Below are 23478 nucleotides of genomic sequence, written 5' to 3' on the forward strand. Positions count from 1 at the left end.
TTCCATCTGCGCCTCCGCGAAGGGTTTCAATCCTCCCTTCGCCCCACCTGCATCTGGAGGGTTAGCCATGAACAGCAAGCTTCTCGGTGGTCTTGCGGTCCTGACGATTTGCGTAGCGACAGCCGCGACAGGCCCAGCCGTAGCCCGTGGCTTTGGGGGCTTTGGCGGCGGCGGCATGCATTTCGGGGGCGGAGGGATGCACTTCGGCGGCATGGGTTTCGGCGCGCCTCATTTCGGCGGCTTTGGCGGAGGTCTTGGGGCTCCTCATTTCGGAGGCTTCGGCGGGGGCTTCGGCGCACCTCATTTCGGAGGTTTCGGCGGGGGCTTTGGGGCTCCTCATTTCGGAGGCGGCCTCATGGGACCGCGTCCTGGCTTCGGCGGCGGCTTTGGCGCGCCTCACGTCGGAGGCGCCTTTATGGGACCGCGTTTTGGATTCCGAGGCTTCCATAACCAAATGTTTGCCCGACCTTTCTTCGGGCATCCGGGGTTTCATCATTTCGCATTTCGGCGCCACCATCGCTTCTTCGCATTCGCGCCGTTTCTCGGATATGGGCTTTACGGCTCTGGCTACGATTCATGCTGGCAACGCACCTGGACGGCCTATGGCTGGCAATGGGTCAACGTCTGCTACAACTACCTTTATTGAGGCGCAGTCGCGCCGAGCAATCGAACAAACCGGCGCAACGGCGCCGGTTTGGATCAAGCGGCTCCGACGAGTCTGAGGAGAGCCTAACGCCATAGCGACGGCCGCGACCTGCGTCGCATTTAGGGACGATCGACCATGAAATATTTGCTAGGCTTTATCGCCGCAGTGGTTCTCATGGTGATCGGCGCCATCATATTTGCAGCCACTTATAACGTGGCGGCCTCGGCGCGAGGCTCGACATTAGAGTTCGGAATCCTGCACTCAGTCATGCGAAACTCCGTGCGCGCGCGTGCGGGAGAGGATGGGCGCGAAACATGGACTGAGGAGGAACTGCGCAAGGGATTCGAGCAATATGATGAGATGTGCATCATCTGTCATTCAGCGCCCGGCAAAGAACGCAGGCCCATTAGCAAGGGCATGGACCCCGAGCCGCCGAACCTCGCCGAGACGTCGAAGCAATGGACCACGGCGCAGCTATTCTGGATAATCAAGAATGGGATCAAGATGACCGGAATGCCTGCTTTCGGCCCAACACACAGCGACGCGGAAATCTGGAATCTAGTGGGGTTCGTCCATCGTCTTCCGGAAATCACCGCAGACAAGTTCCTTGCTATGGAACGGGAGTTTGGCGGCTCCGGTGACCATGGAGAGCATGCCCACAGCCATTGACGGCCGATACAAGGCCGGCGGCGTCTCCCCTACTCTCACGACCGGCGCATCAAGTGAGGATCGCAGGCGGCTTTTGGCCCCGTGCTCGCCATAGGCGCGACCAACCGCCCATCCAAGCTTACGCGCAGCGCACGATGTGCGAAGGGAAAAGCTATCCCCAAAACTAAGCCCCAGAGCAACTCGCCAAGTAGAAGCCCGACTGCCGGATAACCGATCAGGATTGGCTGCTTGGGGAGCCATTGCAGTAGCGGGATCGGCCCAAGCATCCACAACACGAACCCGAAAGCCATACCAAAGAGCCAGCCGCCCCACGGGTCGTTTGCCGCCCGCTGAAACAGCCAACCATACAGCAGGCCGCCGAGCAGCATCATTCCGATATAGGCTAGGGCTGCGATTATGACTGAGAAATGCGCCGCCTGACCGAGGGCGTCGAGCGAGCCAAAGGCTTTCAGCAACCCCAAGGCTGGCATGTCAGCAATAATGCTCGCCGTCATGCCCGCCAGCAGCGGCCGCTGCGTTGGACCTGCGTCCAATCCATGGGCTTGCAAGATCTTAAGCATGACGTCTTCTCTTCGGTGGGATCGTCAGCTGCAGGGCGTCATCCAGCACCGCGCCTATGGAAGGAGCCTGGCGAAGGTCCGGCTCGAAAAGAGTCATCAAGTGTTTGTAGGCTAGTCCAACGAGGCGAGGATCGCGATTAAGGTCGAAAAGACCAACCGGATTCACGTTTCCGAGCGGCTCCCTCAGCGCAATGTCCCAATCCACCTGATCGGTAAGCGAATACCAGGTGAAGCCGACGATGGGGACGCCGCTATTGCGCATGTATTGCACGTTGTGCCATTGGCGCCACAACCAACGCGGAGCCTCGCGAGCGTCCAGGCAGTTTGTCTCCGTATGCATCATGGCCCTTTGGTACCGCTCGTAATACTGGCGGGCGATGACATACCAGCCAAACAGCTCGCCGAGCGCCTGCGCATTACCCTGGGTGTCTATAAGCTTTTCGTTCCATTCGTAATAATCGACGCCCAGGATGGCGCGCTGGCTAACGTCCTGTTGCATGAACCACGCATACTCCTCGGGCGGCATTCCATTTTGAATTAGATAATCGCGGATATCTTCACGCACGCCGCGGGCATAGAGCAAATCGAGGGCGAGGAAGCGCCGCTGGTTTTCAAAATCGGCTATTCGCCGGATCTTCGGATCGGGGCAACAAGGCTGAAAAAACTCGCCGCTCTCGCTGTTGATGAACACGACATCCGGCTTTGCGACAGCGATGGCCTGCATCATCAACACGCTGGCTTTGGCGAGATGTCGAATTGCGGTGACGAAGGCGCGCTCTTCCCGGCGCTGCTCGTTCCACAAGCCTTCCAGCGCGCTGAGCTTGGCGCACACATACATCTCGTTAACAGGCGTGTAGAGGCGCACCCAACCGTAACGTTGAGCGAACGCCCGCGCATAGTCTGCGAGCGCATGCGGCGTCTCGGGATTCTGGAAGTTCTCCAGCCAATCGGGCAAGCCGAAGTGGCAAAGGTCCATGATTGGCGTGATGCCGAGCCGCTGCATTTCGGCGGCGACGTCATCGAGAAAGGCCCAGTCGTATTGGCCCCTGCGGTAGCTGATGAGGTGCAGCGGCGGGCCGTAACGCAGGTAGCGCAGGCCCAGGTCGCGCACGAGCCGGAGATCGGTGCGCCAATGACGATAGTGGCCGCAAGCGGCCATCTCATCGATACGCCAACGCCCGCCTTTGAGAGTTGGATAACTGCACTCGATGCCGGTGGCGAACATGAACCTATCGTCGGCCGGCTCGCGAGCCGTGACGATTGGACGAGCCAATCTTGACGCTTTCGCAATCTGGCCAGGCTGGCGCTTTGCCGCATAGCCGACAGGTTTGACATAGACGAGGCCAAGAATCGTGCCCCAAATAAGATGTCCGGCGACGATCGACGCTGGCTCGTGTAAGCCGTCCGAAATGCCAAACAAGCCGGAATAAGGTAGTTCGCCGTGTTGGACGAGCGGGTGCATGAGCTCGAACTGCGGATGCATGATGAAGAGCGCCAAAGGCATGGGCACAAAGGCAAACAAGAAGCCTTGAAGCGCTGGCGGAACCGGCAGGACCGACCAGAAGAAATAGGCGTAAAAAACGCCCCATATAGCTCCAACCAACAAATGCAGCGCCATTCCGGCCGTCCACCACGCCCAGGGGCTCGCATGGGGAAGCGCCAACGTACCAAGCGTGCCGACAATGTCAAAGTAAGGCACGCCGGACAGGATCAGTGGACGCGCCACGGCCTCCCAAGCAATGGCCCCGGCCATGCCAGCGAGGACTGCCTTGCGATAAGCGATATGCCGGATCATGCCGCGCCTGTCGGTGGCTCGTTACAGGCAATTCATCCAATCGGTGCTGAACCCCATCTGACGCAGCAAGTTCCTACTCCTTTGACGAAATTGCTGGGCTACTCTCTTCCAGCCAGAGTTGCGAGCGGGCGATAGCATCTTTAGGAGCGCGCTCTCGAAATTGGCGGCTTCGGATTATTTTGCGCTCTCGGAGCGAGCAGGCTGACCGTGGCGGTTTACGACGACACGTCGTTTTTGCGAGTTGCAGAGGAGCAGAGATGGTCGCCCTATTTTTGCCGTCGGTCAGGCTTTAGACGGGAGCCCGCCGGTCGCCTTTCTCACAGGCCCTTTAAAGCCTCATGCACAGCAGTATCGTCAAAAAGCGCCTCCTCGTAGGCTTGGCCCTAACCCTCGGTGGGTGCAACCTCGGTGACCCAGGGGCAGCGATCCTCTCTCCGGAGCTGCCCCCTCACCATTCGCTGGCGCCGGGCGGCGCCGTCCTTGACCAGCGCGCAGCCCGTGACGCGATCTCGCTATACCGTCAGAACAATGGGCTTTCTCTGGTGGCGAATGATCCGGTGCTGCAGAAAGCGGCGCAAATTCAGGCTAACGCAATGGCGCAAGCCGGTCAGCTGGATCATCATGTTGACGGCTCTTTCGCAAAGAGAATTGCAGCGATTGGCCGCGGCTCGTCTTATGCCGTTGAGAATGTTTCTGGCGGTTACAACACGTTTGCCGCGGTCTTCTCGGGCTGGCGGCGATCCGATTCCCATAATCGGAATTTGCTCGAACCACACGTCACCCGGATGGGGGTCGCGGCCGCATATGCTCCCGACGCGAGATATAAAATCTACTGGGCTCTCATAATGACTGATTGAGCGGCTTACCCGAATGGCAAAAAGGGGTTAGGGCCGGGTTGAGAATATCCAAGAGTACCCTCGCGCTTCTTCCTTAAGTTAAGGTCGCGAATAAGCCCTCGAGCGGCGCCCACTCGACGCCCGCCGTGCAGGCCAGAGTTCCAAAGCCACACGACCGCACTAATTGGCCTGTGTTCAGCAAGGGCTCGGCGAAACGAGGGAATGGATATGCCCGCGCTCAGGTCGCTTTCAGACATTCGCGTTCCGGCGCCGAAGCCCGGCACAAATTACGAGATTTCGCTTTTAGATCGGCGTTTCGTCTTCCCGGGGCTCAAACGCCTCCTCGGCGCGGCGGATTTCGACAAGGCGGGCGACCGATTGGCGGGCCTGGCGGCGAAAAGCGAAATCGAGCGTGAGGCGGCGCGCGCCATTCTTTCCGATTTGACGCTCCAAGAGATCTACGACGCGCCGCTCACCGACGACGACGGCCGCGTCGACGACGTCATGGGGGTCAGCTACGACATCAACCCAGAGGTCTTCAGGAGTGCGGCCCCTCTGACTGTCGGAGCGGCAAAGGATTTCATCCTCAGTGGAGCCGACGCCGACGTTACGCGTTTTGGGCGCGGACTCACTGCAGTGATGGCGGCGGCGATCACCAAGCTCATGGATGTGCATGAACTCATTTACGCGAGCCGTAAAATCACGACCTCGACGACCGCCCGAACCACGATCGGCCTACCCAACAGGCTGTCTTCCCGCCTTCAGCCCAACCATGCGACGGATGACCTCGCCGCCATAACCCTGCTCGTCTACACCGGGTTGAGCCTCGGGGCCGGGGACGCTTTGATCGGGATAAACCCGGCCCTCGACACGATCGAGAATACGACGTCGCTTCTGCGTCACATCGACCGGCTGCGGCGCGAAACGGGGGCGCCCACGCAAATCTGCGTTCTATCTCACATCCGCACGCAACTTGCCTGTCTCGAAAATGATGCGCCGGTCGAAATTATGTTTCAAAGCCTCGCCGGCACACAGCGCACGCTCGTCGAAGAGTTCGATTGCGACATAGAGCTTCTGGATCGTTGCTACCGCGCCATGGCGGAACGCGGTCCCTTGCGGGGCGCTGCTCGGCAGTTCATGTATTTCGAGACCGGCCAGGGCAGCGAATTGAGCTACGGCAAGCACAACGGAGTCGACATGACGACCGCCGAGGCGCTTTGCTATACGCTGGCCCGTCGCTACGACCCTTTCATGGTCAATAATGTCACTGGTTTTATCGGGCCCGAGACCCATCGCAGCAACATGGAGATGATCCTATCGAATCTGCAGGATCATTTCATGGGCAAGCTGCTCGGACTGCCGATGGGTATGGCCCCATGCTATACGCTGCACTCCGAAATCACACCCGAAGGACAGCAGATTGCAACGGAGCTCCTGACAGCGGCAGGCGCCAATTATTTTATGGACGTCTATCTCAGTGTCGATCGAATGCTGGCCTACTTCGACACCTCGTCACACGACGATCAGACGTTGCGTGAGATCTTCGCGCGGGAACCAGCGCCCGAGTTCACAGCCTGGGCGACCGAGCGCGGCATATTCAACCGAGATGAGACCGGAGGTCTGCGACGGGGACCGAACTGGGGCAATCCAGGCATATTTTGCGGCTCTGATTTGGAACTCGAGAAACTGCAGCGCAAACTGCCGATCGCCTATGGCTGGGAAAACGCCGGCCCCAGACCTTCCAATGCCGTCTCTAGAAGGACGCGGGCCAATCTGGCTCTGGCGCGGGAAGCGATCTATGCGGAGCTCTCACCGCAAAGGCTAGGGCCGACGCCGATGCGGCCGATTCAGACCCGGGCGGCGACAAAGTTCGAGCATCTTAGCAATCCGGAACTTGGATCATTGCTGGACCTCGAGTCCTTGGAGATGCTGGAGCCCGACGGTTCGGACGTGCAGATCGTCGTTTCGGACGGGTTGAGCGCCGAGGCGATTCACCACAATGTCCCGGCTCTCTTGCCGGCCTTGCTCGACTCGCTGTCGCGCCTCGGCATTCGCGTGGGAACGCCGCTGATTGCGCCCTATGGACGCGTCAAGCTTGCCGAGGCAATCGGCGAAGCCCTGAAACCAAAGATCATCGTCACGCTGATCGGCGAGCGGCCCGGCGGCGACGGTATTTCATCGCGCAGCATGTCAGCTTATCTTGCCTATAGGGTTTCAGGCGAGGAGACGATGGTGGGTAACGCTGCGAGCCGCTATGAATATACGGTCGTCTCCAATATCTATGAAATGGGGACTCCACCGGCTCAAGCTGCGGCCATGATTGCCGAGCGCGTCGAACAGATGATGACCCATAGAGCCGGAGGAAACCGTTTGGGGAATCTTTTGCAGAAAGCCGAAACCGCTGGCGAGAAGCCTTTGCTCTGACAGAGAGCGAACGCTAGTGTCTTCGCGCCGCCCTCGCCTCGATCGCCGACGCCATGGCTCTGGCGGATCGGTCTTCCGGGTCGAGCTCGACCAGGAGCTGGACATGCGCCAGCGCCGCTTTCGAGTCCCCCGCCTTCGCCTCATAGGACGCCAGCGCCGATAAGATATCCCGATCGAAAGGATGACGCCCAAGCGCACGGTTCAACTCTGCGAGAGCTTTCTCAGGCGCGCCTGCATCGTGCAGGGCGACGCCGTAAACAAAAGCGAACCGCGGGTCGTCCGGCGAAAATTTCACCGCCTGCTCAAGCTTCTCCAGCGCCTCGGCCATGCGCTTTTGGCGGATGAGGCTCAGGCCCAAGACATGAGCGAGTGAGCCGGAATCTGGATTTTGCTCAAGCGATTTGCGCAATGTGATTTCGGCCGCGAGCTCGTCGCCGCTCATGCGCTCGATTTCGGCTAGCGAGATTGCGGCTGGTGCGAAGGTTTTGTCGAGCGCGAGCGCTTTTTCATATTCGGCGCGCGCTGCCTCAGACAGGCCGCGCGCAAGGTGTAGCGCGCCGAGATTGGCGTGGCTTTCCGGCCGCTCGGCGTTGAACGCCTGCGCTGCGATATATTCCTCGAGCGCCTTTTCGAAGGCGAGGCGATCGGCCGGCGACAAATCAACCTCGGCATCCCCCGCGAGTGCCCGCGCCGCATCCATGCGCACGACACGCGCCTGATCGCCAAGCAAGGGCGCCAGCGTCCGCAGCTTTTTCGCCGCATCGGCGTTGGCGAGGACGGCGATCGCGGATGTGCGCACCATTGGCTCCCTCCCCGCCAGCGCGTGCATCGCAATGTCGAGCGCTGCTTGCGTCGGGGCCTGGCTCAGGCGCTGGAGCGCGCTCGCTCGCGCAATGGCGGACTGACTGTCATCCTCGATGATGTGCGCCAGCGCTGGCACGGCGCCGGGCGCGCCGCGATCCGCGCGACGGAAGCCTTCGGCGAAGGTCTGCGCGCCCGGTTTTGCGCCCGCGCCCCAGGACTTCAACGCTTCGACCGCCCAAGCAGCACTTTTGTTGGCATGGCAATTGTTGCAGGCGTTGGGCGTCGCGAGTGAGGCCGTGCGGTCGGGCCGCGGATTGCGCATCGAGTGGTCGCGCCGCGCGTCGACTCCCATGTAAATCGCCGCCGGCACATGGCAGTTCGCGCATTGCGCGCCGGCGGAGCCCTGTGCGTGATGGTGATGGGGCGGCGCGTCGAACACCGCCGCTGTGTGACATTGGCTGCAGACGGCGTTGCCCGCGAGGCGCAACTTCCCCGAGTGCGGATTATGGCAATCCGAACAGGTGACGCCGGCCGCATGCATACGGCTCTGGATGAACGAACCAAAAATATAGACCTCGTCTCGCTGCTGGCCGTCGACATGATAGAGCCCTTCGTCCAGCCCCACCGGACGGAAGGCGTCGTAGAAGCGCGCCACAGCGAGCGCGTCGTCAGAGAATTGCTGGCGTCGCGCATGGCAGCTAGCGCAGACGAGCGCCTCTTTATCGCTCACGGGCGGACCGATGCGCGTCGCCATCCCGGAGGCGCTAGGAGACCAGCTGACACCTTTGCGTTGATCGAGGCCGAGCGCGAAGCCGCGATGCGGCGTTTGATTCGGCTTCGCCGCCCATGCCAGATGCTCCGACGCCGGCCCGTGGCAGGCCTCGCAGCCGACGCCGATTTCTGAAAAAGTCGTCGAGAAGGAGCCAGTCGCCGGATCGTAATTCTTGCGCAGATTAGTGGAATGACACCAAGCGCATTGGTAGTTCCAGTTCTGGTCGATCCCGGTCCAATGAAGCGGGTTTCCCGGCGAGACCTTTCGACCGGGGTAGAGATCATACCAACGCTGGCCCCCCCGCTCGGCCGGGCGCGCATCCCAGGCGATTCCGAAAGCCTGCAACCGCCCGCCCGGCAGTTCGAGGAGATATTGCTGGAGCGGGTAAAGACCGAAGACATATTGGACCGGAAAATCCGCTGGCTTTTCGTCCGGGCCATCAGTGCGGATGATGAATTTGCCGTCCCCGTCTTTCGAGAAGAGCGTCTTGACGCCGTCCTTGATGAAGGCCGCGCCGTCGAAGCGGCCAAGCACCGTCGCGTCGGCCGGTTCCTGCATGGCGGCCTTATGCTGTGATTGCAGCCAGTCGTCACTCTCCATCTTGTGACAGGAAGCGCAGGCGGCGGAGCCGACATAGCGCGCTTCCTGCGGTTTCGCGACGTCGGCGGCCAAGGCGAACAAAAACGCAAGCGCCAATCGGAAAACTTGCGACATGGAGCGTCCTTCGGAAAAGAGGAACTGCGCGACTCGGTATTACAGCCACGCGCGCCACCTCTGCGCCTGCGACGCCACCTCACGCTTTGTGAGTAAGAGGGACGATCACTCGCTCGTCTTCTTGGCCTTCTCTGCTTCGATCAACTGCTTCTCGTCCTCCGGAGTGAGCTTCGGACGATCGATCGTCAGCGTGATTTTGTTGATCTTGCCGTTGAAGGCAAATGGCGGTTGGTAATCGCGGTCATCGACTCCCGTGAGCGTATCGGAGCCGATGTCCAAGCTTTCGTCGAACTGGAGGATGATAGGGATCGTCCGTTCCATCGTCTGACGTGCGACCTCCTTGCCATCGACTTTAAGTATGCCGGTTCCGCTCCGCCCGATGCCGCTGATGCTGCCAAAGGCGAGCGTGCCCATGCCAATACCGTCGTATCTGAAGTCGAATTCCAGCTCGTGACGCCCCGGCGCGAGCGCCTGCCCTTCCCACCGCACACGCTTGAGGCCCACCAGGTTCCAAGTGAAGATCGGCTTGCCTTTGAGCAAATAAAAGCCGTAGCCTCCGAACCGGCCTCCTTGGGTGATGAGCATGCCATCGCCGCCGTCCTTCGGAAGGTCTATGTCGGCCTTGAAGGCATAGGAAGCGTTCAGGATCGACGGGGCGTCGCCATTCGGCGTGCCGGTCATCGCCTCCGTCCAGACGAATTCATTGCGCCCCGCGGTGATGCTCGGCTTGGGAGTAATGGCGCGAGCAACCAAGGAGTTGTCGAGCGGAAAGACCTGGTATTTTCTGGCTTCCTGCGTGAAAAGCGTCTGCAGCTCCTTCAGCTTCTTCGGGTTCTTTTCAGCGAGATCTTCGGCCTGCGTCCAATCGTTGTGCAGGTCATAAAGCTCCCATGGGAGCGTCAGGAGGTCCGTCGGGGGCGCGAAATTGTCCCAAGGGTAGCGCGCGACCTTCGTGCTGGCGATCCAGCCGTCGTGGTAGATCGCGCGGTCGCCCATCATCTCAAAATACTGAGTCTTGTGAGGCGACGGCGCTTCCGCGTTTTTGGCGTCGAAGCTGTACATCAGGCTGACGCCCTCGATTGGCGCCTGCTTGATGCCGTCAACGGACTCGGGCGCACGGACATGCGTCGCTTCGAGAATGGTCGGCGCAATGTCGATCATATGATGGAACTGGTTACGGACGCCGCCCTTGTCTTTGATGACGGCGGGCCAAGAGATCGCCATGCCTTGGCGCACGCCGCCGAAATGCGATGCGATTTGCTTCGTCCATGAGAAGGGCGTGTCGAAGGCCCAAGCCCATGGCACGGCCATGTGATTATATGTCTGATCCGTGCCCCAGATGCTGTAGAAAAACTTGAGCTGCTCCTCGACTGTCGGATTGACGCCATTGAACATGGCGATTTCATTTGGCGTGCCAATCATCGTGCCTTCGGCGCTCGTGCCATTGTCACCTTCGATGTAAATGACCAGCGTATTGTCCAGCTTGCCGATGTCCTCGACGGCCTGAATGACGCGGCCGATTTCATGGTCGGTGTAGGCGACATAGGCGGCGAAAATATCGACCTGCCTCAGAAACAGCTTCTTCTCCTCGTCCGAGAGGGCCTCCCAGCGCTTCAGCAGCTTGTCCGGCCACTCGGTGAGCTTGGCGTTCTGTGGGATGACGCCGAGTTTCTTCTGGTTTTCGAAGATCTGATCGCGCAGCGCATTCCAGCCGCGGTCGAAGAGATGCATTTCGCTGATCTTATTTATCCATTCCGGAGTCGGATGGTGCGGCGCATGTGTCCCGCCCGGCACGTAATAGACGAAGAACGGCTGGTCGGGGGTCAACGCGTTCATGCGATTGATGTAGTCGATGGCGTCGTCCGCCATGGCCGTGGTCAGGTTCCAGCCCCGCTTGCCCATGAAGGGGTATATCTGCGTCGTGTCGCGGAAGAGATTCGGCTGCCATTGGTTGGTGTCGCCGCCGATGAAACCGTAGAAATATTCGAAGCCCATGCCGGTGGGCCATTGATCGAACGGGCCAGCTTGGCTGGCTTGGAATTCCGGCGTGTTGTGATCCTTGCCGAACCAGGAGGTGTGGTAGCCGTTGTCCTTCAGGATTCGACCGATGGTCGCCTTATCTGGGGGGATTACCGAGTCGTAGCCTGGGAAGCCGGTCGCCTGCTCTGAGACGACGCCAAAGCCAGCAGAATGGTGGTTGCGTCCGGTGATGAGTGCTGCGCGCGTCGGCGAACAGAGCGCGGTAGAATTGAAGTTGGTGTAGCGTAGCCCGTTATTGGCGATGCGATCCAATGACGGCGTCGGGATCACGCCGCCGAAGGTGCCGGGAACGCCATAGCCCGCGTCATCTGTCATGATCAGGAGAATATTCGGAGCGCCCTTGGGCGGTACGACGCGGGGCGGCCAAAAAGGCTTCGAATCCTTCGCGGTCTCGCCGATTTTGCCGCCGAATTTGAAAGGCGGCGGCGGCAATTGTTTTCCGTCGAGCGTGACCGTGGCGTCGGGCGCGCCCGGTATTCCATGGATTTGCTGAGCCGGGGCGGGCGTCCATCCGATGTTGATAGACATCAATAGAACGAAGGCAAATATCCGCATCATCGCCTCCAAATTCTGCAATGATCGCATCATTGATCCCCGCGCAGTCCGCGTCAATTGGACCGAATAGGCATTTGAAGGTGAATGGAGTCGCCCTTGGCAAAGTCTGGCAAAGGGAGTGGTGATCGGCCTGCGCTTCGCCTAAAGCGCGACCGAGTCGAAAACAGCGTAGTTTCCACAACTTCAAATGAACGTGACCTCATGTATTTTGACCGCGAGCCTATGCTCAAGGCGGGTGCAATGGCGACGAGGGGAAGATCGCCAACAGCTTGCGCAGCGAGAAAATAGAAAAGCAAAAACACGCGCGCACGGAGCGGTGTGTTGGCGGTCCATACCATGACGGACTGCCAACACACCGTGACGCAGTCGGGCAAAAACCATTTGCCCGGGCAACGCGCCGGGCTTGGTTTGGAGCAAGCCCACCACGACAACCGCCCCGTTCGCCCGATACGGCGCCCAGTCCGGCCGGACCTCGAACGAGGGCGCCGCGACGGCCTATCTATTGTGCTCCGATGAGGGTTGATGTGATATGGCTACATTTAGGAGTGGTCGATTGCGTGCTGTGCTAAACCAAGAAGGCGTCTTCGATCGCATCCCAGCCGAAAGCCAAGCATGCTCTCTGAAGCTAGCAAAAAAGCCGCTAAGTTAGGTCTCGACGCAACGCGCCGTCACATTTTCCTCTGCGTGAGATGCAGCCAGCAGGCCTGTTGCAGCGACGAACTGGCCGCCCGGTCCTGGGACCATCTGAAGAAAAGGCTGAAGGAGCTCGGCCTGAGCGAGGCTGGCGGCATCCAGCGCACTAAGGCGGATTGCCTGCGGATCTGTACCAGCGGGCCCGTTGCGGTCGTCTATCCAGAGGGCGTCTGGTACGGCCGATGCACACCACAGAACCTCGACAAGATTATCTCGCAACACCTTGTCGGTGGCATGATCGTGGACGAACTGCGCATCGCGGGGCCAATGGCCGCGTAACGCGGTGGCGAGGCCGAGGGCGCAAGCGGTTACTGATAAGGTGGCGGCGCCCCCTAACCAGCTGAAAGGGCGCTGCCGATGAGCCGCGCCGCGTCTTCCATTTCTTCAGGCTTGGTCAGAATATCGGGACAGAAACGCAATATGTCGCCGCGCGCGTCGCAAACGACGCCGGCCTCCTTGAGCCTGCGCGCGCAGTCACCGGCTTGTGGCGCGCGGATTGCGACGAAGGCGCCGCGCGGCGCGCCGGGATGTAGAGTCTCGACGCCGTTTGCGGCAAGCAGGTCCTGGAGCCGCGCGCATTGCGCGAGCGAATGGGCGCGCAGCCGCTCAACGCCCATCGCGAGTGTGAATTCGAGACCGGCGCGCGCCTGATAGAAGGGCGCGATGGCCGGCGTCGACTCGAGCCAGCCGTCGCCACCGGCCGCAACGCGCGCTTCCTCCGCCCGGGTGAAGTTGAAAGGCTGGGGGCGCGCGAACCAGCCCGTGTCCAAGGTGCGCATCGTCGCGAGCCGCCGGGGATTGCCATAGAGCCAAGCCGCGCCCGGCCCGCCACGCAGATATTTGTAGGAACCGCCAATCGCAAAATCAACATCGAGGCTTTGGACGTCGACCGGCAGAGCGCCGGCGGCATGGTAGAGATCGATGAGAACGCAAGCCCCCTGCTCTCGCGCCGCATGCACGATCGCCGCCGCATCCTGCAACCACTGCCCGGTGTCGTAAAAAACGAGAGAAAAAACGACGAGATCGGGCCTTTGCCCCAGCCCATCGATGAAATCCTCTTCCCGGTACAGCCCGTCCGAGCGCGGCGCGATCCATTGTAGCTCCACGCGCCCGCGACCAGCGAAGCTTTTCAACAGATAATCCATCGAATCGAATTCGCTGCGCGTCGTCAGCACGCGGATCGGCCTGTCGAAACAGTTCAGCACCGCCCTCAGCCCCTGGCCGGCGCTACTTTTCGGGACGATGCATCCCGGCTCCGGCGCGTTGATCAAGGCGCCCACATCGGTCCGAAAGGCGCCCACCGCTGCGAGCCATTCATCCCAGGCGCCGCCGAGATCGTCGTACCAGGCGGCCGCAAAGCGCATGAGGTCTGCCTGCATGCTGTCGGGCGGACGCCCGAGAGAATGGTTTGCAAGATAAATTTTGCCCGGATTCGTGCCGAGCACATTGGAAAATAGCGGATCGACGCAGCAGCGCAGCGACGCGTCCTGCAGAGGTCCCGGCCCTAGAGCAGCCACGGCAGTCGTGATGTCATCCATCACATCGATCCGATCCGTGTGCGAACGTCGAGCAATTCGGGGAAGAAGACATAGTCGACGATCCGCCGCAGGAAGGCCACGCCCGACGAGCCTCCGGTTCCTTTCTTGAAGCCGATGATACGTTCCACAGTCTTGACGTGCCGGAAGCGCCAGAGCTGGAACAGCTCGTCTATGTCGATGAGCTTTTCGCACAAGGCGTAGACCGGCCAATGGGCGGAAGGCTCCGCATAGATGCGCTCGAACACCGGCACGAGGGCGGGATTCCGCACATAGGGCGCGCTCCAGTCCCGGCTAAGGCAGGACTGGGGCACCGCGTGGCCATGCCGCGCCAGATAGCGCTGGAATTCGTCGTAGAGGCTCGGACTTTCGAGCTCGCGGCGTAGCTCCTCGCCAATTTTTGCATCATGCGCGAAAAGCTGGAGAACGTCCTTCTGCTTGTTGCCAAGGATGAATTCGACCGCGCGATACTGGTAGGATTGCAGGCCCGACGCCGGCCCGAGCATAGGTCGGAATTTGGCGTAATCGCTTGGCGTCAGCGTCTCGAGCACCGACCATTGGTCGAAAAGCTGCCGCTCTATGCATTTCACGCGAGAGAGAATTTTCTCGCAGGTGTCGAGCGTGTCGCGCATAATGGCGCTGCGGGCGGCGCGCAATTCATGCAGGATCAGCTTGAACCATAACTCGGCCACCTGATGCTGGATGATGAACAGCATCTCGTCGTGCTCGGTGCTGAGCGGGCGCTGCGCGCTCAATAAGGCGTCGAGCTTCAGATAATCCGCGTAGGTCATGCGCCCCGCAAGATTACGGTCGATTTGGTCTTCAAGCGGGCGGATCGGCTGCGGCTCAGTCATTGTCATGCGGCTCAGCAGCGAAGGGGCTCGCTGCGTGGATCAAAGAGGGCGCAAAAAATACACGCGCGCCCTGACCAGTTCTCTGGTGACGTCGAGCTTGTCGTCCCCTTACATAATCCTGATTCAGCCCCTCGGCGCTACGGATATAACCGTAGCTGGCCGAGCGTTAATATAGGTCGTGCGGAAACCGTCGCTGCCGCCTCAATGTTATCGTGGTGTCGAAGGTTCTTTTGTGACGGAGGGGGGCCTTGTTGGAAACCAGACTTCCGAATGACCGTGCCGTATTCTGCCCAAATCCATTGGAGGTTCCAATCATATTTGAGCAGATCACCTCCTATTCTCGTCACGGTTTCGACGTCAAGGAAGGCGATACGATATTCGATGTAGGCGCAAACATCGGGCTGTTCTCGCTGACCGCATGTGATTGGGGTCGCCGGTCCGTGAAGATATTCGCCTTCGAGCCAATCCCCGCGACTTTCCGCGCTTTGAAGGCGAACGCCGAACGCCATCAGTTGCGGGAATTCGTGCCTTTGCAATACGCGGTTTCGCGGCAACGTGGCGAGGAGACGTTCACCTACTATCCGTTGGCCATGGCGATGTCGACCGCTCATCCCTATGATGTTGACTCCGACAACGTGCTGAAGCGCGGCTTCCGCAATATCCTGCCACAATTACCACGATTCCTGCGATGGATTGAGCGCCTGCCGCCAAGACCCCAAGCTGTCACGCTAAGGCTGCTCCTGAAAATCATTTTGCATGGGCGGCGCGTCGCCTGCCGGACCATCTCGCTCTCCGACGCGATACGGGAGCACGGCATAGATCAGGTTGACCTTATCAAGATCGATGTTGAAAAGGCGGAATTTGAAGTCTTGCAGGGCATTGATCCACCAGACTGGAAAAAGGTGCAAAAGATCGTGATCGAAGTTCACGACATAGAAGGGCGATTGAACGCGGTGGTGGATGTGCTGCGCTCGCACGGCCTGCAAGACGTGGTCTGCCAGCAGGAGCCAGAAATGAAGGAATTTGGGGTTTTTACAGTCTTTGCGAGACGCCGCACGGGATCGTAACTCGACACGGCGGAGAAAGTCGCGACGCTTCGTCGGTCCTGATCAGAGCGCCCCTCATAACTGGCGCTCCAGAAGCGCTCGGCTCAAATTCGGCTACTCCCCCAAGTTCTGGATTCGCCCCCACGTGCTTTTCGTGCCCCAAATGCCGGACCGGAGCGCCTCCAGCTGCACGATCTGGCTGTGGTCGACAAAGAGATTGACTTCATTGCCGTAGTTCTTCACGTACCACTCGAATACGGGCGGGTCCGCAGCTTCGAACATCACCTTATCGATCCCGATTTTGTCGATGATCTGGGCAGCGACGCCAGTGCGCCACTTGGTGACGCTCTCGGTGATGCCTTCACTTTCGATCATGATGATGTCGGCGCCAGCGCCTATCAGGGCCTTTGCTTGCGCGATCAGCCAGCCGACATCTTTCGAGCCTTCCGCCTCGAGCTCGCCGGCAGATGTTGCGCCGCCGGCTCCAAATTGAATCCCGAGCTCCGGTTTCGCCTTCAGTCCGGCTTTTTTGACCATCTCGACGAGCCGTAGCATGCTGTCCGTGGGGAGGCTGATGAACCCTGCCGAGATTTCGACCATGTCAAATTCGAGGGTCTTTGCCTCTTCCAGGTAATGAGTGACCGCCTCTCGCCCAAAGCGCAGGACATTCTCGATCCATCCACCCGTCGAAACGTAGACATCATGATCGTGAGCAATCCCGTTGATCGCCTTCACGGCCTCCGGCGGCATGAGAGCGAAAGAGCCTCCGGCGTATTTGAAACCATCCACCCAGGCGCCCATGGTCTCCAGCACATCGGAGAGATGACGAGGGCCGTAAGCGCCGTAGTAAGGCCCGCGAATCTCGGTCAGGCCGGTCTTGCGGGGCTTGAGAGAGCGCGCGGCCCGAGGAATAAACGAAAAAGTCGTCTCGCTCATCGCGTCCTCACCCACGTTGAAGATCATGCTGCCCGTCGGAACAAAAGCGTCGTCAGATCGGTAAGGGGGCGTTCATCCAGGTTTTCGACGACTCTGGCGACAGCGCTTCCCCACTGTTGTGATGCAAAGGGGTTTATCACCGAGTTGAACTTCGTCCGCGTCGCGGCCCAGTCGAAAGGCGCGGTATGGAAGCCGGGATAATCCTCGCGAAAAGCCTGCAAGATGACGCCATTGGCGAGCTCGACCTCTAGGCGCGCCGGAAGTCTCCTAGGAAACATTGCCGAGAGAAGCGGGTCGGGCGCGATCGTCACCTTGCACAGCAGGTCCTGGACATCTCGCGAGACGATCCGTTCTTGCGTGAATTGCTCCGGCTGTACCTTGCCATCGATCAAGGCGACCGCGAGCATATAAGGAAGACTATGATCCGCTTGCTCCTTCGAGCGAACGTTATGCTTTTCACCCTCTTCTCCGCCGCCGATGATCTGATAGGCGACCGCAAACGTCTCTAACCTTATCGCCGACACGGCCTCCACGTTGAAAGCCGGCGACGCCCGAATCTCGAGGGCGGCTTCGATCGCGGTTTGCGCGTGAATCTCAGCATTATGCTTCTTCAAAATGGTTCGCCTGACGCTTTCCAGATCTTCCTTGAGCCAGTCGATCTCGAACGGCCCGCTGATCGTCTCCTTAAAGCCCTTATTGCCCTCGAACACCGCTTCCGGCCCGGTGATGCCATAGGCGGCGAGAAGCGCCTCATGCGTCGCGGCCATGGCCATATTCGCATAGGCTAGTCCTTTCCAATGCGACAAGGCCCCGGTTCGCGTGACGCGAAGCGCATTATTGGCCGTTCCGCTGATCGCGATGGCGTTGGCGATCTGCTCGCGCCTCAAGCCCAACGCCTTGGCGGAGCCCGCCGCCGCCGCATAGGCGCCTTGGGTCGTATGATCGAACCCCCTATGGCGGACAGGCGCAACATCGCAAAGACGCGTTTGAACTTGATAGGCCACTGCAAGAGCGGCCAGGAACTCGGCGCCGCTTGCTTGCCGCATTTCGGCGACCGCAAGCACAGGCGCGAAATTATCCGAAGGGTGGCAGGTTTCCCCTTCCGCGATGTAGCTGTCCATGAAATCCAGATAGCGGCTGAGCCCCCCATTATAGAAGGCGGCGCGGTCGGGGGCTGTCTGGCCGCCTCCGATCAACGTCGAAAGCGGCTGGCCGCCAAGTTTATTGGTCAACTCCCGGATCGCTCGCATGGGCGCGGCGTCGATAGCTCCGACCGCGACCCCAATGGTATCGAGAACACGGATCTTTAGCTGCTCGAGCGCCTGCGCGCTCATATCCTCTAGTCGGGCGCGCTCCACGAAGGCCGCAAGCTCGCGGGCTTCGGTCACGACCAGCCTCCCTTTATTGTCCGCCTGCACGATCCCTTACCCTCGGTGGCGCTCTTGATCTCGCGAGCAACGGCGACGCCCGAAATCTAGGACGGGCGCTGAAGAGTTCCATATTAGGCAGGGGTCGCCGCACGGGCGTGGCTGCACAATGTCCGAAGCGACGCAGCCCACGAAAGGCGCGCCAGCGCTATCGAGAGCGGAGGACGAACATTGGAAAACCCGCGGGGCGAAGTCAGCGTGAGCGGGGGGCCGGCAAGAGCGCTTCCCGTGCCGACGCGCGCCATATCCCGTGCATCGCCGCTAGAGCCGAGAACCGAAAAGCGGCATCTCCCATCAAGCAGGGTCCCGTCGCGCCCTGAGCCCCAAGGTCCTTTTTCTTTTGATCGACCCTTTCACGCGGCCATGGCTCAGGCGACGATGGGCCTATCGCCCGCGGCCCTCGTGCAGGCTTATGGCGACTGGGCATTACATCTGTTTCTTTCTCCCGATAAGCAAATCGCGCTGAACGAACGTGCCAGACGCCAATGTATCCGTTATCTGGAATATTGCTTACGGGCGCTGCTGAACCAGACCGATTTCTGTATCGATCCGCTGCCGCAGGACAAGCGGTTTATAAACGAGGATTGGCGTCAATGGCCGTTCAACGTGTTTCAACAGGGTTTTCTGCTTTCCCAGCAGTGGTGGCACAAGGCGACGACCGACATCTACGGCTTTTCCAAACATCACGAGGACGTCGTCTCTTTCATTGTGCGTCAGCTGCTTGACACCGTTTCGCCGACGAATTTCCCCGCGTCTAATCCCGAGATCATCAGAGCGACGGCGCAGCAGGGCGGATTCAATTTCCTTCGCGGCGCGGTGAATTTCTGGGAGGACGCCCGCCGCGCTGCGATGGGCTCGAGCCCCGTCGGGTCCGAGGCGTTCGAAGTCGGCAAGAACCTCGCAACGGCGCGGGGCAAGGTCATCTATCGCAACCGTCTCATAGAGCTCATCCAATATGAGCCTGTTTCGGCGGCCGTCTATCCCGAGCCGATTCTCATCGTGCCCGCATGGATTATGAAATATTATATTCTCGATCTTTCGCCAGAGAATTCCTTGGTCCAATATCTAGTCGCCCACGGGCATACAGTTTTCATGATCTCCTGGAAAAATCCTAGAGCGCAGGACCGCGACCTCGGACTCGACGATTACCGGAAGCTCGGATTGACGGCCGCGCTGGACGCGATCTCCGAGATCATCTCAAATCAGTCCGTCCATTGCGTCGGCTATTGTCTCGGCGGAACATTGCTCGCATTGGGCGCCGCGGCCATGGCCAGGATGGGCGCCCAACGAATCCGAAGTATAACGCTCTTTGCGGCTCAGACAGATTTTACAGAGGCCGGCGAGTTGATGCTCTTCATCGATGAAGCGCAGGTGGCCTTCCTAGAGGATATGATGGCCGAAAAGGGCTACCTGGACACAAAGCAGCTGGCCAGCGCCTTCCAGTTCCTTCGCTCGAACGACCTGATCTGGTCCGCCGTTGTGCAAACCTACATGCTCGGCGAGCGGCCTCCCATGTTCGACTTGATGGCTTGGAATGCTGATCCGACGCGCTTGCCATATCGGATGCACTCGGAATATCTACGGCGCCTTTTCCTCGACAACGACCTGGCTGAAGGCCGCTACGTTATCGAGGATCATCCTATTTCGTTGCGGGATATCCGCGCGCCGATCTTTTGCGTGAGCACGGTTTCGGACCACATTGCGCCTTGGCGCTCAGTATACAAAATCCAGATGCTGACCGACGCCAACGTAACCTTTGTTCTATCCAACGGCGGCCATAACGCAGGGATCGTAAGCCGCCCCGGCCACCCCGGCCGGCATTATCAGATCGCCACCCACAACTGGGACGAAATTTATGTTGACCCCGATGCCTGGCGGCAGATTGCAACACTGAGACAAGGCTCTTGGTGGCCAGCATGGGTGAGCTGGCTTGCGCGGCTCTCCGGCCGAAGGATCGCTCCGCCTCCTATGGGAGCGCCCGAAAAAGGTCTTGTGCCGCTGTGCGACGCTCCAGGAGGTTATGTCCTGGAAAAGTGATCGGCCCAATGCCGGTCCTCGAAAAACAGTGACATACGTGGTTGGTTTGGAGCCGAGCTGTGTCTCGGCTGAGCAAATGCATCAGGGGTGGCGATAGACACAAACGGTTTTTGCGTTGACGAATTCCTTGAGGCCATAGGCGGAAAGCTCTCGCCCATAGCCGCTCTGCTTAATGCCGCCGAATGGCAAACGAGGATCCGAATGGACCATGCCATTCACGAACGCTGTGCCGCTTTCCATCAGCTCGGCGGCGATGTGTTCGCCTCGCGCAGCATCGCTGGTAATGACACAGCTCCCTAGCCCGAAGATGGAATCGTTTGCAAGTTTGATCGCTTCGGCTTCGTCGGTAACCGGGATAACGGCCGCGACCGGACCAAAAAGCTCCTCGTCGAAAGCCGGCATGCCTTTGTTTACCTCAGTGAGGACAGTAGGCGGGTAATAGGCTCCCGGGCCGTCAGGCAGCGCCCCTCCGAGCAGGCAGCGAGCTCCTTTGGCGACGCTCGCCTCAATTTGGAGATGTAACGCGTCGCGCAGATCGTAACGCGCCAGCGGGCCAATTTCCGTTTGCTGATCGAGCGGATCGCCAACCTTTGCCGCGCCCATCCGAGCGACCAGGAGACGCTCGAACTCGGCGCATAAATCCACGGGAACCAAGAAGCGCTTGGCTGCGATGCAGCTTTGTCCCGAATTCACCAAGCGCGCATTCGCGCAGAGTTGCGCGGCGAATTCGAGATTTGCGTCTTCCAATACAATATACGCGTCGCTCCCGCCTAACTCTAAGACGGTTTTCTTAAGCGCTGCTCCCGCTTTCGTGGCGACGGCGCGGCCCGTGGCAACGCTGCCGGTGACGGTGACGGCCCGAACAAGCAGATGGTCGATGAGCGCTTCCACTTTGCTGCTTCCGATTACCAGCGTGCGAAAAAGATGCTTCGGGAAGCCAGCGCGACAAAACACATCTTCGATCGCCAGGGCGCAACCGGTGACATTGGACGCATGCTTAAGTATGGCGGCGTTTCCCGCCATCAGGTTGGGCGCGACAAATCGAAACACCTGCCAGAATGGGAAATTCCACGGCATGATCGCGAGCACAATCCCCAGCGGATTGAAGGTCACATAGCTTTTCAGGGCGTCCGAAGCGGCTGGCTCAGGCGCAAGAAATCTCTCGGCGTTCCGGGCAAAATATTCGCAGGTCACTGCGCATTTTTCTATCTCGGCGGCTCCGTCGCGAATTGGCTTGCCCATTTCTTGCGCCATCATGCGGGCGTATTCGCCTGCATTCGCGCGCAAGACCTCAGCGGCTCGAATCATCAAGGCGGCGCGCTCCGAAAACAGAGTTAGACGCCAGTCAAGGAAGGCTTCGTGAGTATCGCTGACAACCTCCGCTGCTTCCGAGGCCGTCATCTCTTCATAGACGCGAAGCGCTCCGCCCGTGGCCGGGTTGATCGTGGTTATCGCCATGCTTCCGACCTGATTGCTTGATCCGCAGAAACGAGACCTAGCGTCGGCGGGAATGATTTGGAGCCCGCGGCTGCGTACTCAGGGACTCACTTCACAGGGCGCAGAGCTAAGCAAACCTCGCCCGCCACCGGTAATTCCAATTCGACTGCCGAAACCGAGCCTGCGGGGAATCGCCAAGACGCCGCCTTCAGCTGCTTTTCCCGCGGGCGGAACACGTCCGGCTGGTCCTGATTGACATAGCTCCTGAGGTTCTCAGGCGCGATCTCGATCACGCGGCCGCTCTTCATTCCCGGGAAGCTCGCCTTCACCGCCCGGTTGTATTGGAGGTTGGCGACGTGCAGGAACAGCTTGTTGCCGGCACGGCTGGCCGCAATATCGAGCCCCGTCGGCGCGGACGTCACCGCCACTCCATGCGTGCCGTTGTGCTTGCGGAACAGCCGCGCGATTGACCCGGCCGGCATCAGGAAGCTCCTGCCGCGCGGCGTCGGCGTCATCACTGCCGTGGTCGTCCAGCGATTGCCCTGGAGGTCGGCCGCAGTGGCTATGCGGATGCGCTCGCCGTGCCGCTGGTAGATGTTCATCGAGCGCGCGTGGTACGCCGCCGAGAGCCACTCATACAGGATCGGGTTGGCGTTGTACGGGCTCAGGCTGAGGTGCCCCTCGGTGATCGCGATCGGCTTCTTTGTCGCCTGCACGATCTCCACAACGCGCCGCTCCACCGCGTCGGATAGGTCCACCAACTCCTCCCAAGCGCGCGCAGGGTCCTGCTCATAGCGGAGGCCCTTGAGCACTGTGTCCGGCCGCGTCGGGCTCTGGCCCATCATGTGGATGGCGAGGAAATCGATGAGCTCGCCCGCCTGCTTCTCCATATCCGTCGCCCAAAGCTTTCCATCGGGCCCGCGGTCGCCCCACCCGATGAGCTTGACCGAAGAATCGACCTGCCGCATCGCCTTGGCGAACTCGATTGTGCGTTCGATCGCCTTCTCCTTGGTGAAACACTCCGTCCCGTACGAAGTCTCGTTGCCGATCTGCCAGAGCTTCAGTTTCGAATACTGAACCCACTCTGCGGCCTCCTTGGCGCCGCCGGTGCGCGCGGCGTAGCGCCTCTCCCCGTCGCTGAGGAAGTTCACGCAGAAGAACGGCTCGGCGTTGACGCGGCGGCAGAGATCGATGAACTCGTCCGTGCCGATGCGATTGCTCTCCCACCCGCCCCAGATATAGTTGCGCATCGGCGGTCGCTTGGCCGCCGGGCCAATCCCTTCGCGCCACTTATAGTAACGGCTGAAGAGCCCCCCGAAGCGGATGGCGCCGGGCGCAAGGTCGCGCAGGGCGTCGACGAAATCCTTGCGCCAGTCATCGGCGTCGTAGTCCCAACAGGCTTCGACCGAGCTGTCAGTGGCGCCGAGCGGCTCCATGAATTGCATGTAGAGCCACGGCGAGATCTCGAACAGCGGCGTCGGATCGACGACGATTGCGTTGGTCTCGGCGGCGGTGAACGCACGGCGGCAAGGCATCTATTCATGATAGTGCTCAATTAGGGACGTGGTCCACCGCCGAAGGCTCGCGTACAATTCGAGCGCCAGAGGCGCGCACACGAGGCCTACGCTTGGCGCTCGCGCCGCTTGCAGACTGGCTGGCGGTTATTCCACATCGGTCAAGACACTGTTTGCGCCGCTA

The 23478-nt window shown here is 60.1% G+C and carries 18 protein-coding genes; 7 read left to right on the plus strand and 11 right to left on the minus strand.

Annotation, left to right across the window (positions count from 1 at the left end; translation table 11 throughout):
• Nucleotides 1–61: 61 nt before the first annotated feature.
• The gene (locus OGR47_RS21825; RefSeq protein WP_306792327.1) at nucleotides 62–268 is read right to left on the minus strand and encodes a hypothetical protein; all 207 of its coding nucleotides are present in this window, start codon (nucleotides 266–268) and stop codon (nucleotides 62–64) included.
• Between the two features lie 87 nt (nucleotides 269–355).
• Here OGR47_RS21825 and OGR47_RS21830 point away from each other — a divergent pair, with 87 nt between their 5' ends.
• Nucleotides 356–646, plus strand: a complete 291-nt coding sequence (locus tag OGR47_RS21830) for a hypothetical protein (protein ID WP_306792326.1) — start codon at nucleotides 356–358, stop codon at nucleotides 644–646.
• A gap of 135 nt (nucleotides 647–781) precedes the next feature.
• On the plus strand, nucleotides 782–1315 hold the full coding sequence (locus tag OGR47_RS19765; protein ID WP_165050708.1) for a c-type cytochrome: 534 nt from the start codon (nucleotides 782–784) through the stop codon (nucleotides 1313–1315).
• A 35-nt stretch (nucleotides 1316–1350) separates the two neighbouring features.
• Here OGR47_RS19765 and OGR47_RS19770 read toward each other — a convergent pair whose 3' ends face one another.
• Together OGR47_RS19770 and OGR47_RS19775 are read right to left on the minus strand one after the other, a co-directional pair.
• Complete coding sequence (locus tag OGR47_RS19770) at nucleotides 1351–1809, minus strand: hypothetical protein (RefSeq protein ID WP_246729633.1); 459 nt, start codon at nucleotides 1807–1809, stop codon at nucleotides 1351–1353.
• A 58-nt stretch (nucleotides 1810–1867) separates the two neighbouring features.
• The gene (locus OGR47_RS19775) at nucleotides 1868–3670 is read right to left on the minus strand and encodes a family 1 glycosylhydrolase (protein ID WP_246729632.1); all 1803 of its coding nucleotides are present in this window, start codon (nucleotides 3668–3670) and stop codon (nucleotides 1868–1870) included.
• A gap of 338 nt (nucleotides 3671–4008) precedes the next feature.
• Between OGR47_RS19775 and OGR47_RS19780 the strand changes: the two genes are divergently transcribed.
• The gene (locus OGR47_RS19780) at nucleotides 4009–4527 is read left to right on the plus strand and encodes a CAP domain-containing protein (RefSeq protein WP_165050704.1); all 519 of its coding nucleotides are present in this window, start codon (nucleotides 4009–4011) and stop codon (nucleotides 4525–4527) included.
• 207 nt (nucleotides 4528–4734) lie between these two features.
• The gene (eutB, locus tag OGR47_RS19785) at nucleotides 4735–6930 is read left to right on the plus strand and encodes an ethanolamine ammonia-lyase (protein WP_165050702.1); all 2196 of its coding nucleotides are present in this window, start codon (nucleotides 4735–4737) and stop codon (nucleotides 6928–6930) included.
• A gap of 13 nt (nucleotides 6931–6943) precedes the next feature.
• Here the strand turns inward: eutB and OGR47_RS19790 are convergent, their stop codons facing one another.
• Together OGR47_RS19790 and OGR47_RS19795 are read right to left on the minus strand one after the other, a co-directional pair.
• Nucleotides 6944–9220, minus strand: a complete 2277-nt coding sequence (locus tag OGR47_RS19790) for a tetratricopeptide repeat protein (protein ID WP_165050700.1) — start codon at nucleotides 9218–9220, stop codon at nucleotides 6944–6946.
• A 105-nt stretch (nucleotides 9221–9325) separates the two neighbouring features.
• On the minus strand, nucleotides 9326–11818 hold the full coding sequence (locus OGR47_RS19795) for an arylsulfatase (RefSeq protein WP_165050788.1): 2493 nt from the start codon (nucleotides 11816–11818) through the stop codon (nucleotides 9326–9328).
• Between the two features lie 609 nt (nucleotides 11819–12427).
• Between OGR47_RS19795 and OGR47_RS19800 the strand changes: the two genes are divergently transcribed.
• Nucleotides 12428–12787, plus strand: a complete 360-nt coding sequence (locus OGR47_RS19800; RefSeq protein WP_165050698.1) for a (2Fe-2S) ferredoxin domain-containing protein — start codon at nucleotides 12428–12430, stop codon at nucleotides 12785–12787.
• 53 nt (nucleotides 12788–12840) lie between these two features.
• On the opposite strand, the gene OGR47_RS19805 is transcribed toward OGR47_RS19800, so the two are convergent.
• Both OGR47_RS19805 and OGR47_RS19810 read right to left on the minus strand, forming a co-directional pair.
• On the minus strand, nucleotides 12841–14046 hold the full coding sequence (locus OGR47_RS19805) for an aminotransferase class V-fold PLP-dependent enzyme (RefSeq protein ID WP_165050696.1): 1206 nt from the start codon (nucleotides 14044–14046) through the stop codon (nucleotides 12841–12843).
• Nucleotides 14046–14897 carry a tryptophan 2,3-dioxygenase gene (locus OGR47_RS19810; protein ID WP_165050694.1) on the minus strand — a complete coding sequence of 284 codons (852 nt, stop codon included), beginning with the start codon at nucleotides 14895–14897 and terminating at the stop codon, nucleotides 14046–14048. The genes OGR47_RS19805 and OGR47_RS19810 overlap by 1 nt, the downstream gene beginning before the upstream one ends.
• 248 nt (nucleotides 14898–15145) lie before the next feature.
• Here OGR47_RS19810 and OGR47_RS19815 point away from each other — a divergent pair, with 248 nt between their 5' ends.
• A complete protein-coding gene (locus OGR47_RS19815; protein ID WP_165050692.1) occupies nucleotides 15146–15964 on the plus strand; it encodes an FkbM family methyltransferase in 819 nt (272 codons plus the stop codon).
• A 93-nt stretch (nucleotides 15965–16057) separates the two neighbouring features.
• On the opposite strand, the gene OGR47_RS19820 is transcribed toward OGR47_RS19815, so the two are convergent.
• Nucleotides 16058–16879, minus strand: coding sequence for a phosphosulfolactate synthase (locus tag OGR47_RS19820; protein WP_165050690.1), 822 nt, complete (start codon nucleotides 16877–16879; stop codon nucleotides 16058–16060).
• A 23-nt stretch (nucleotides 16880–16902) separates the two neighbouring features.
• Nucleotides 16903–18267 carry an MmgE/PrpD family protein gene (locus tag OGR47_RS19825; protein ID WP_165050687.1) on the minus strand — a complete coding sequence of 455 codons (1365 nt, stop codon included), beginning with the start codon at nucleotides 18265–18267 and terminating at the stop codon, nucleotides 16903–16905.
• 237 nt (nucleotides 18268–18504) lie between these two features.
• Between OGR47_RS19825 and OGR47_RS19830 the strand changes: the two genes are divergently transcribed.
• The gene (locus OGR47_RS19830; protein WP_165050786.1) at nucleotides 18505–20343 is read left to right on the plus strand and encodes an alpha/beta fold hydrolase; all 1839 of its coding nucleotides are present in this window, start codon (nucleotides 18505–18507) and stop codon (nucleotides 20341–20343) included.
• A gap of 81 nt (nucleotides 20344–20424) precedes the next feature.
• On the opposite strand, the gene OGR47_RS19835 is transcribed toward OGR47_RS19830, so the two are convergent.
• Together OGR47_RS19835 and OGR47_RS19840 are read right to left on the minus strand one after the other, a co-directional pair.
• Nucleotides 20425–21801 (minus strand): NAD-dependent succinate-semialdehyde dehydrogenase, encoded by a 1377-nt coding sequence (locus tag OGR47_RS19835; RefSeq protein WP_165050685.1) that lies wholly within the window; start codon nucleotides 21799–21801, stop codon nucleotides 20425–20427.
• Between the two features lie 86 nt (nucleotides 21802–21887).
• Nucleotides 21888–23315 carry an alpha-L-arabinofuranosidase gene (locus OGR47_RS19840; protein ID WP_165050683.1) on the minus strand — a complete coding sequence of 476 codons (1428 nt, stop codon included), beginning with the start codon at nucleotides 23313–23315 and terminating at the stop codon, nucleotides 21888–21890.
• Nucleotides 23316–23478 lie beyond the last annotated feature (163 nt).

This window comes from Methylocystis sp. MJC1 (assembly GCF_026427715.1).
In the GTDB taxonomy this organism is placed as follows: Bacteria; Pseudomonadota; Alphaproteobacteria; order Rhizobiales; family Beijerinckiaceae; genus Methylocystis.

What these genes read in the sequence shown, in the direction of transcription:
- OGR47_RS21825 (WP_306792327.1), bottom strand. Translation starts at nt 268, where the DNA reads ATGAGGAGCCCCAAGACCTCCGCCAAAGCCGCCGAAATGAGGCGCGCC.
- OGR47_RS21830 (WP_306792326.1), top strand. Translation starts at nt 356, where the DNA reads ATGGGACCGCGTCCTGGCTTCGGCGGCGGCTTTGGCGCGCCTCACGTC.
- OGR47_RS19765 (WP_165050708.1), top strand. Translation starts at nt 782, where the DNA reads ATGAAATATTTGCTAGGCTTTATCGCCGCAGTGGTTCTCATGGTGATC.
- OGR47_RS19770 (WP_246729633.1), bottom strand. Translation starts at nt 1,809, where the DNA reads ATGACGGCGAGCATTATTGCTGACATGCCAGCCTTGGGGTTGCTGAAA.
- OGR47_RS19775 (WP_246729632.1), bottom strand. Translation starts at nt 3,670, where the DNA reads ATGATCCGGCATATCGCTTATCGCAAGGCAGTCCTCGCTGGCATGGCC.
- OGR47_RS19780 (WP_165050704.1), top strand. Translation starts at nt 4,009, where the DNA reads ATGCACAGCAGTATCGTCAAAAAGCGCCTCCTCGTAGGCTTGGCCCTA.
- eutB (WP_165050702.1), top strand. Translation starts at nt 4,735, where the DNA reads ATGCCCGCGCTCAGGTCGCTTTCAGACATTCGCGTTCCGGCGCCGAAG.
- OGR47_RS19790 (WP_165050700.1), bottom strand. Translation starts at nt 9,220, where the DNA reads ATGTCGCAAGTTTTCCGATTGGCGCTTGCGTTTTTGTTCGCCTTGGCC.
- OGR47_RS19795 (WP_165050788.1), bottom strand. Translation starts at nt 11,818, where the DNA reads ATGATGCGGATATTTGCCTTCGTTCTATTGATGTCTATCAACATCGGA.
- OGR47_RS19800 (WP_165050698.1), top strand. Translation starts at nt 12,428, where the DNA reads ATGCTCTCTGAAGCTAGCAAAAAAGCCGCTAAGTTAGGTCTCGACGCA.
- OGR47_RS19805 (WP_165050696.1), bottom strand. Translation starts at nt 14,046, where the DNA reads ATGGATGACATCACGACTGCCGTGGCTGCTCTAGGGCCGGGACCTCTG.
- OGR47_RS19810 (WP_165050694.1), bottom strand. Translation starts at nt 14,897, where the DNA reads ATGACTGAGCCGCAGCCGATCCGCCCGCTTGAAGACCAAATCGACCGT.
- OGR47_RS19820 (WP_165050690.1), bottom strand. Translation starts at nt 16,879, where the DNA reads ATGAGCGAGACGACTTTTTCGTTTATTCCTCGGGCCGCGCGCTCTCTC.
- OGR47_RS19835 (WP_165050685.1), bottom strand. Translation starts at nt 21,801, where the DNA reads ATGGCGATAACCACGATCAACCCGGCCACGGGCGGAGCGCTTCGCGTC.
- OGR47_RS19840 (WP_165050683.1), bottom strand. Translation starts at nt 23,315, where the DNA reads ATGCCTTGCCGCCGTGCGTTCACCGCCGCCGAGACCAACGCAATCGTC.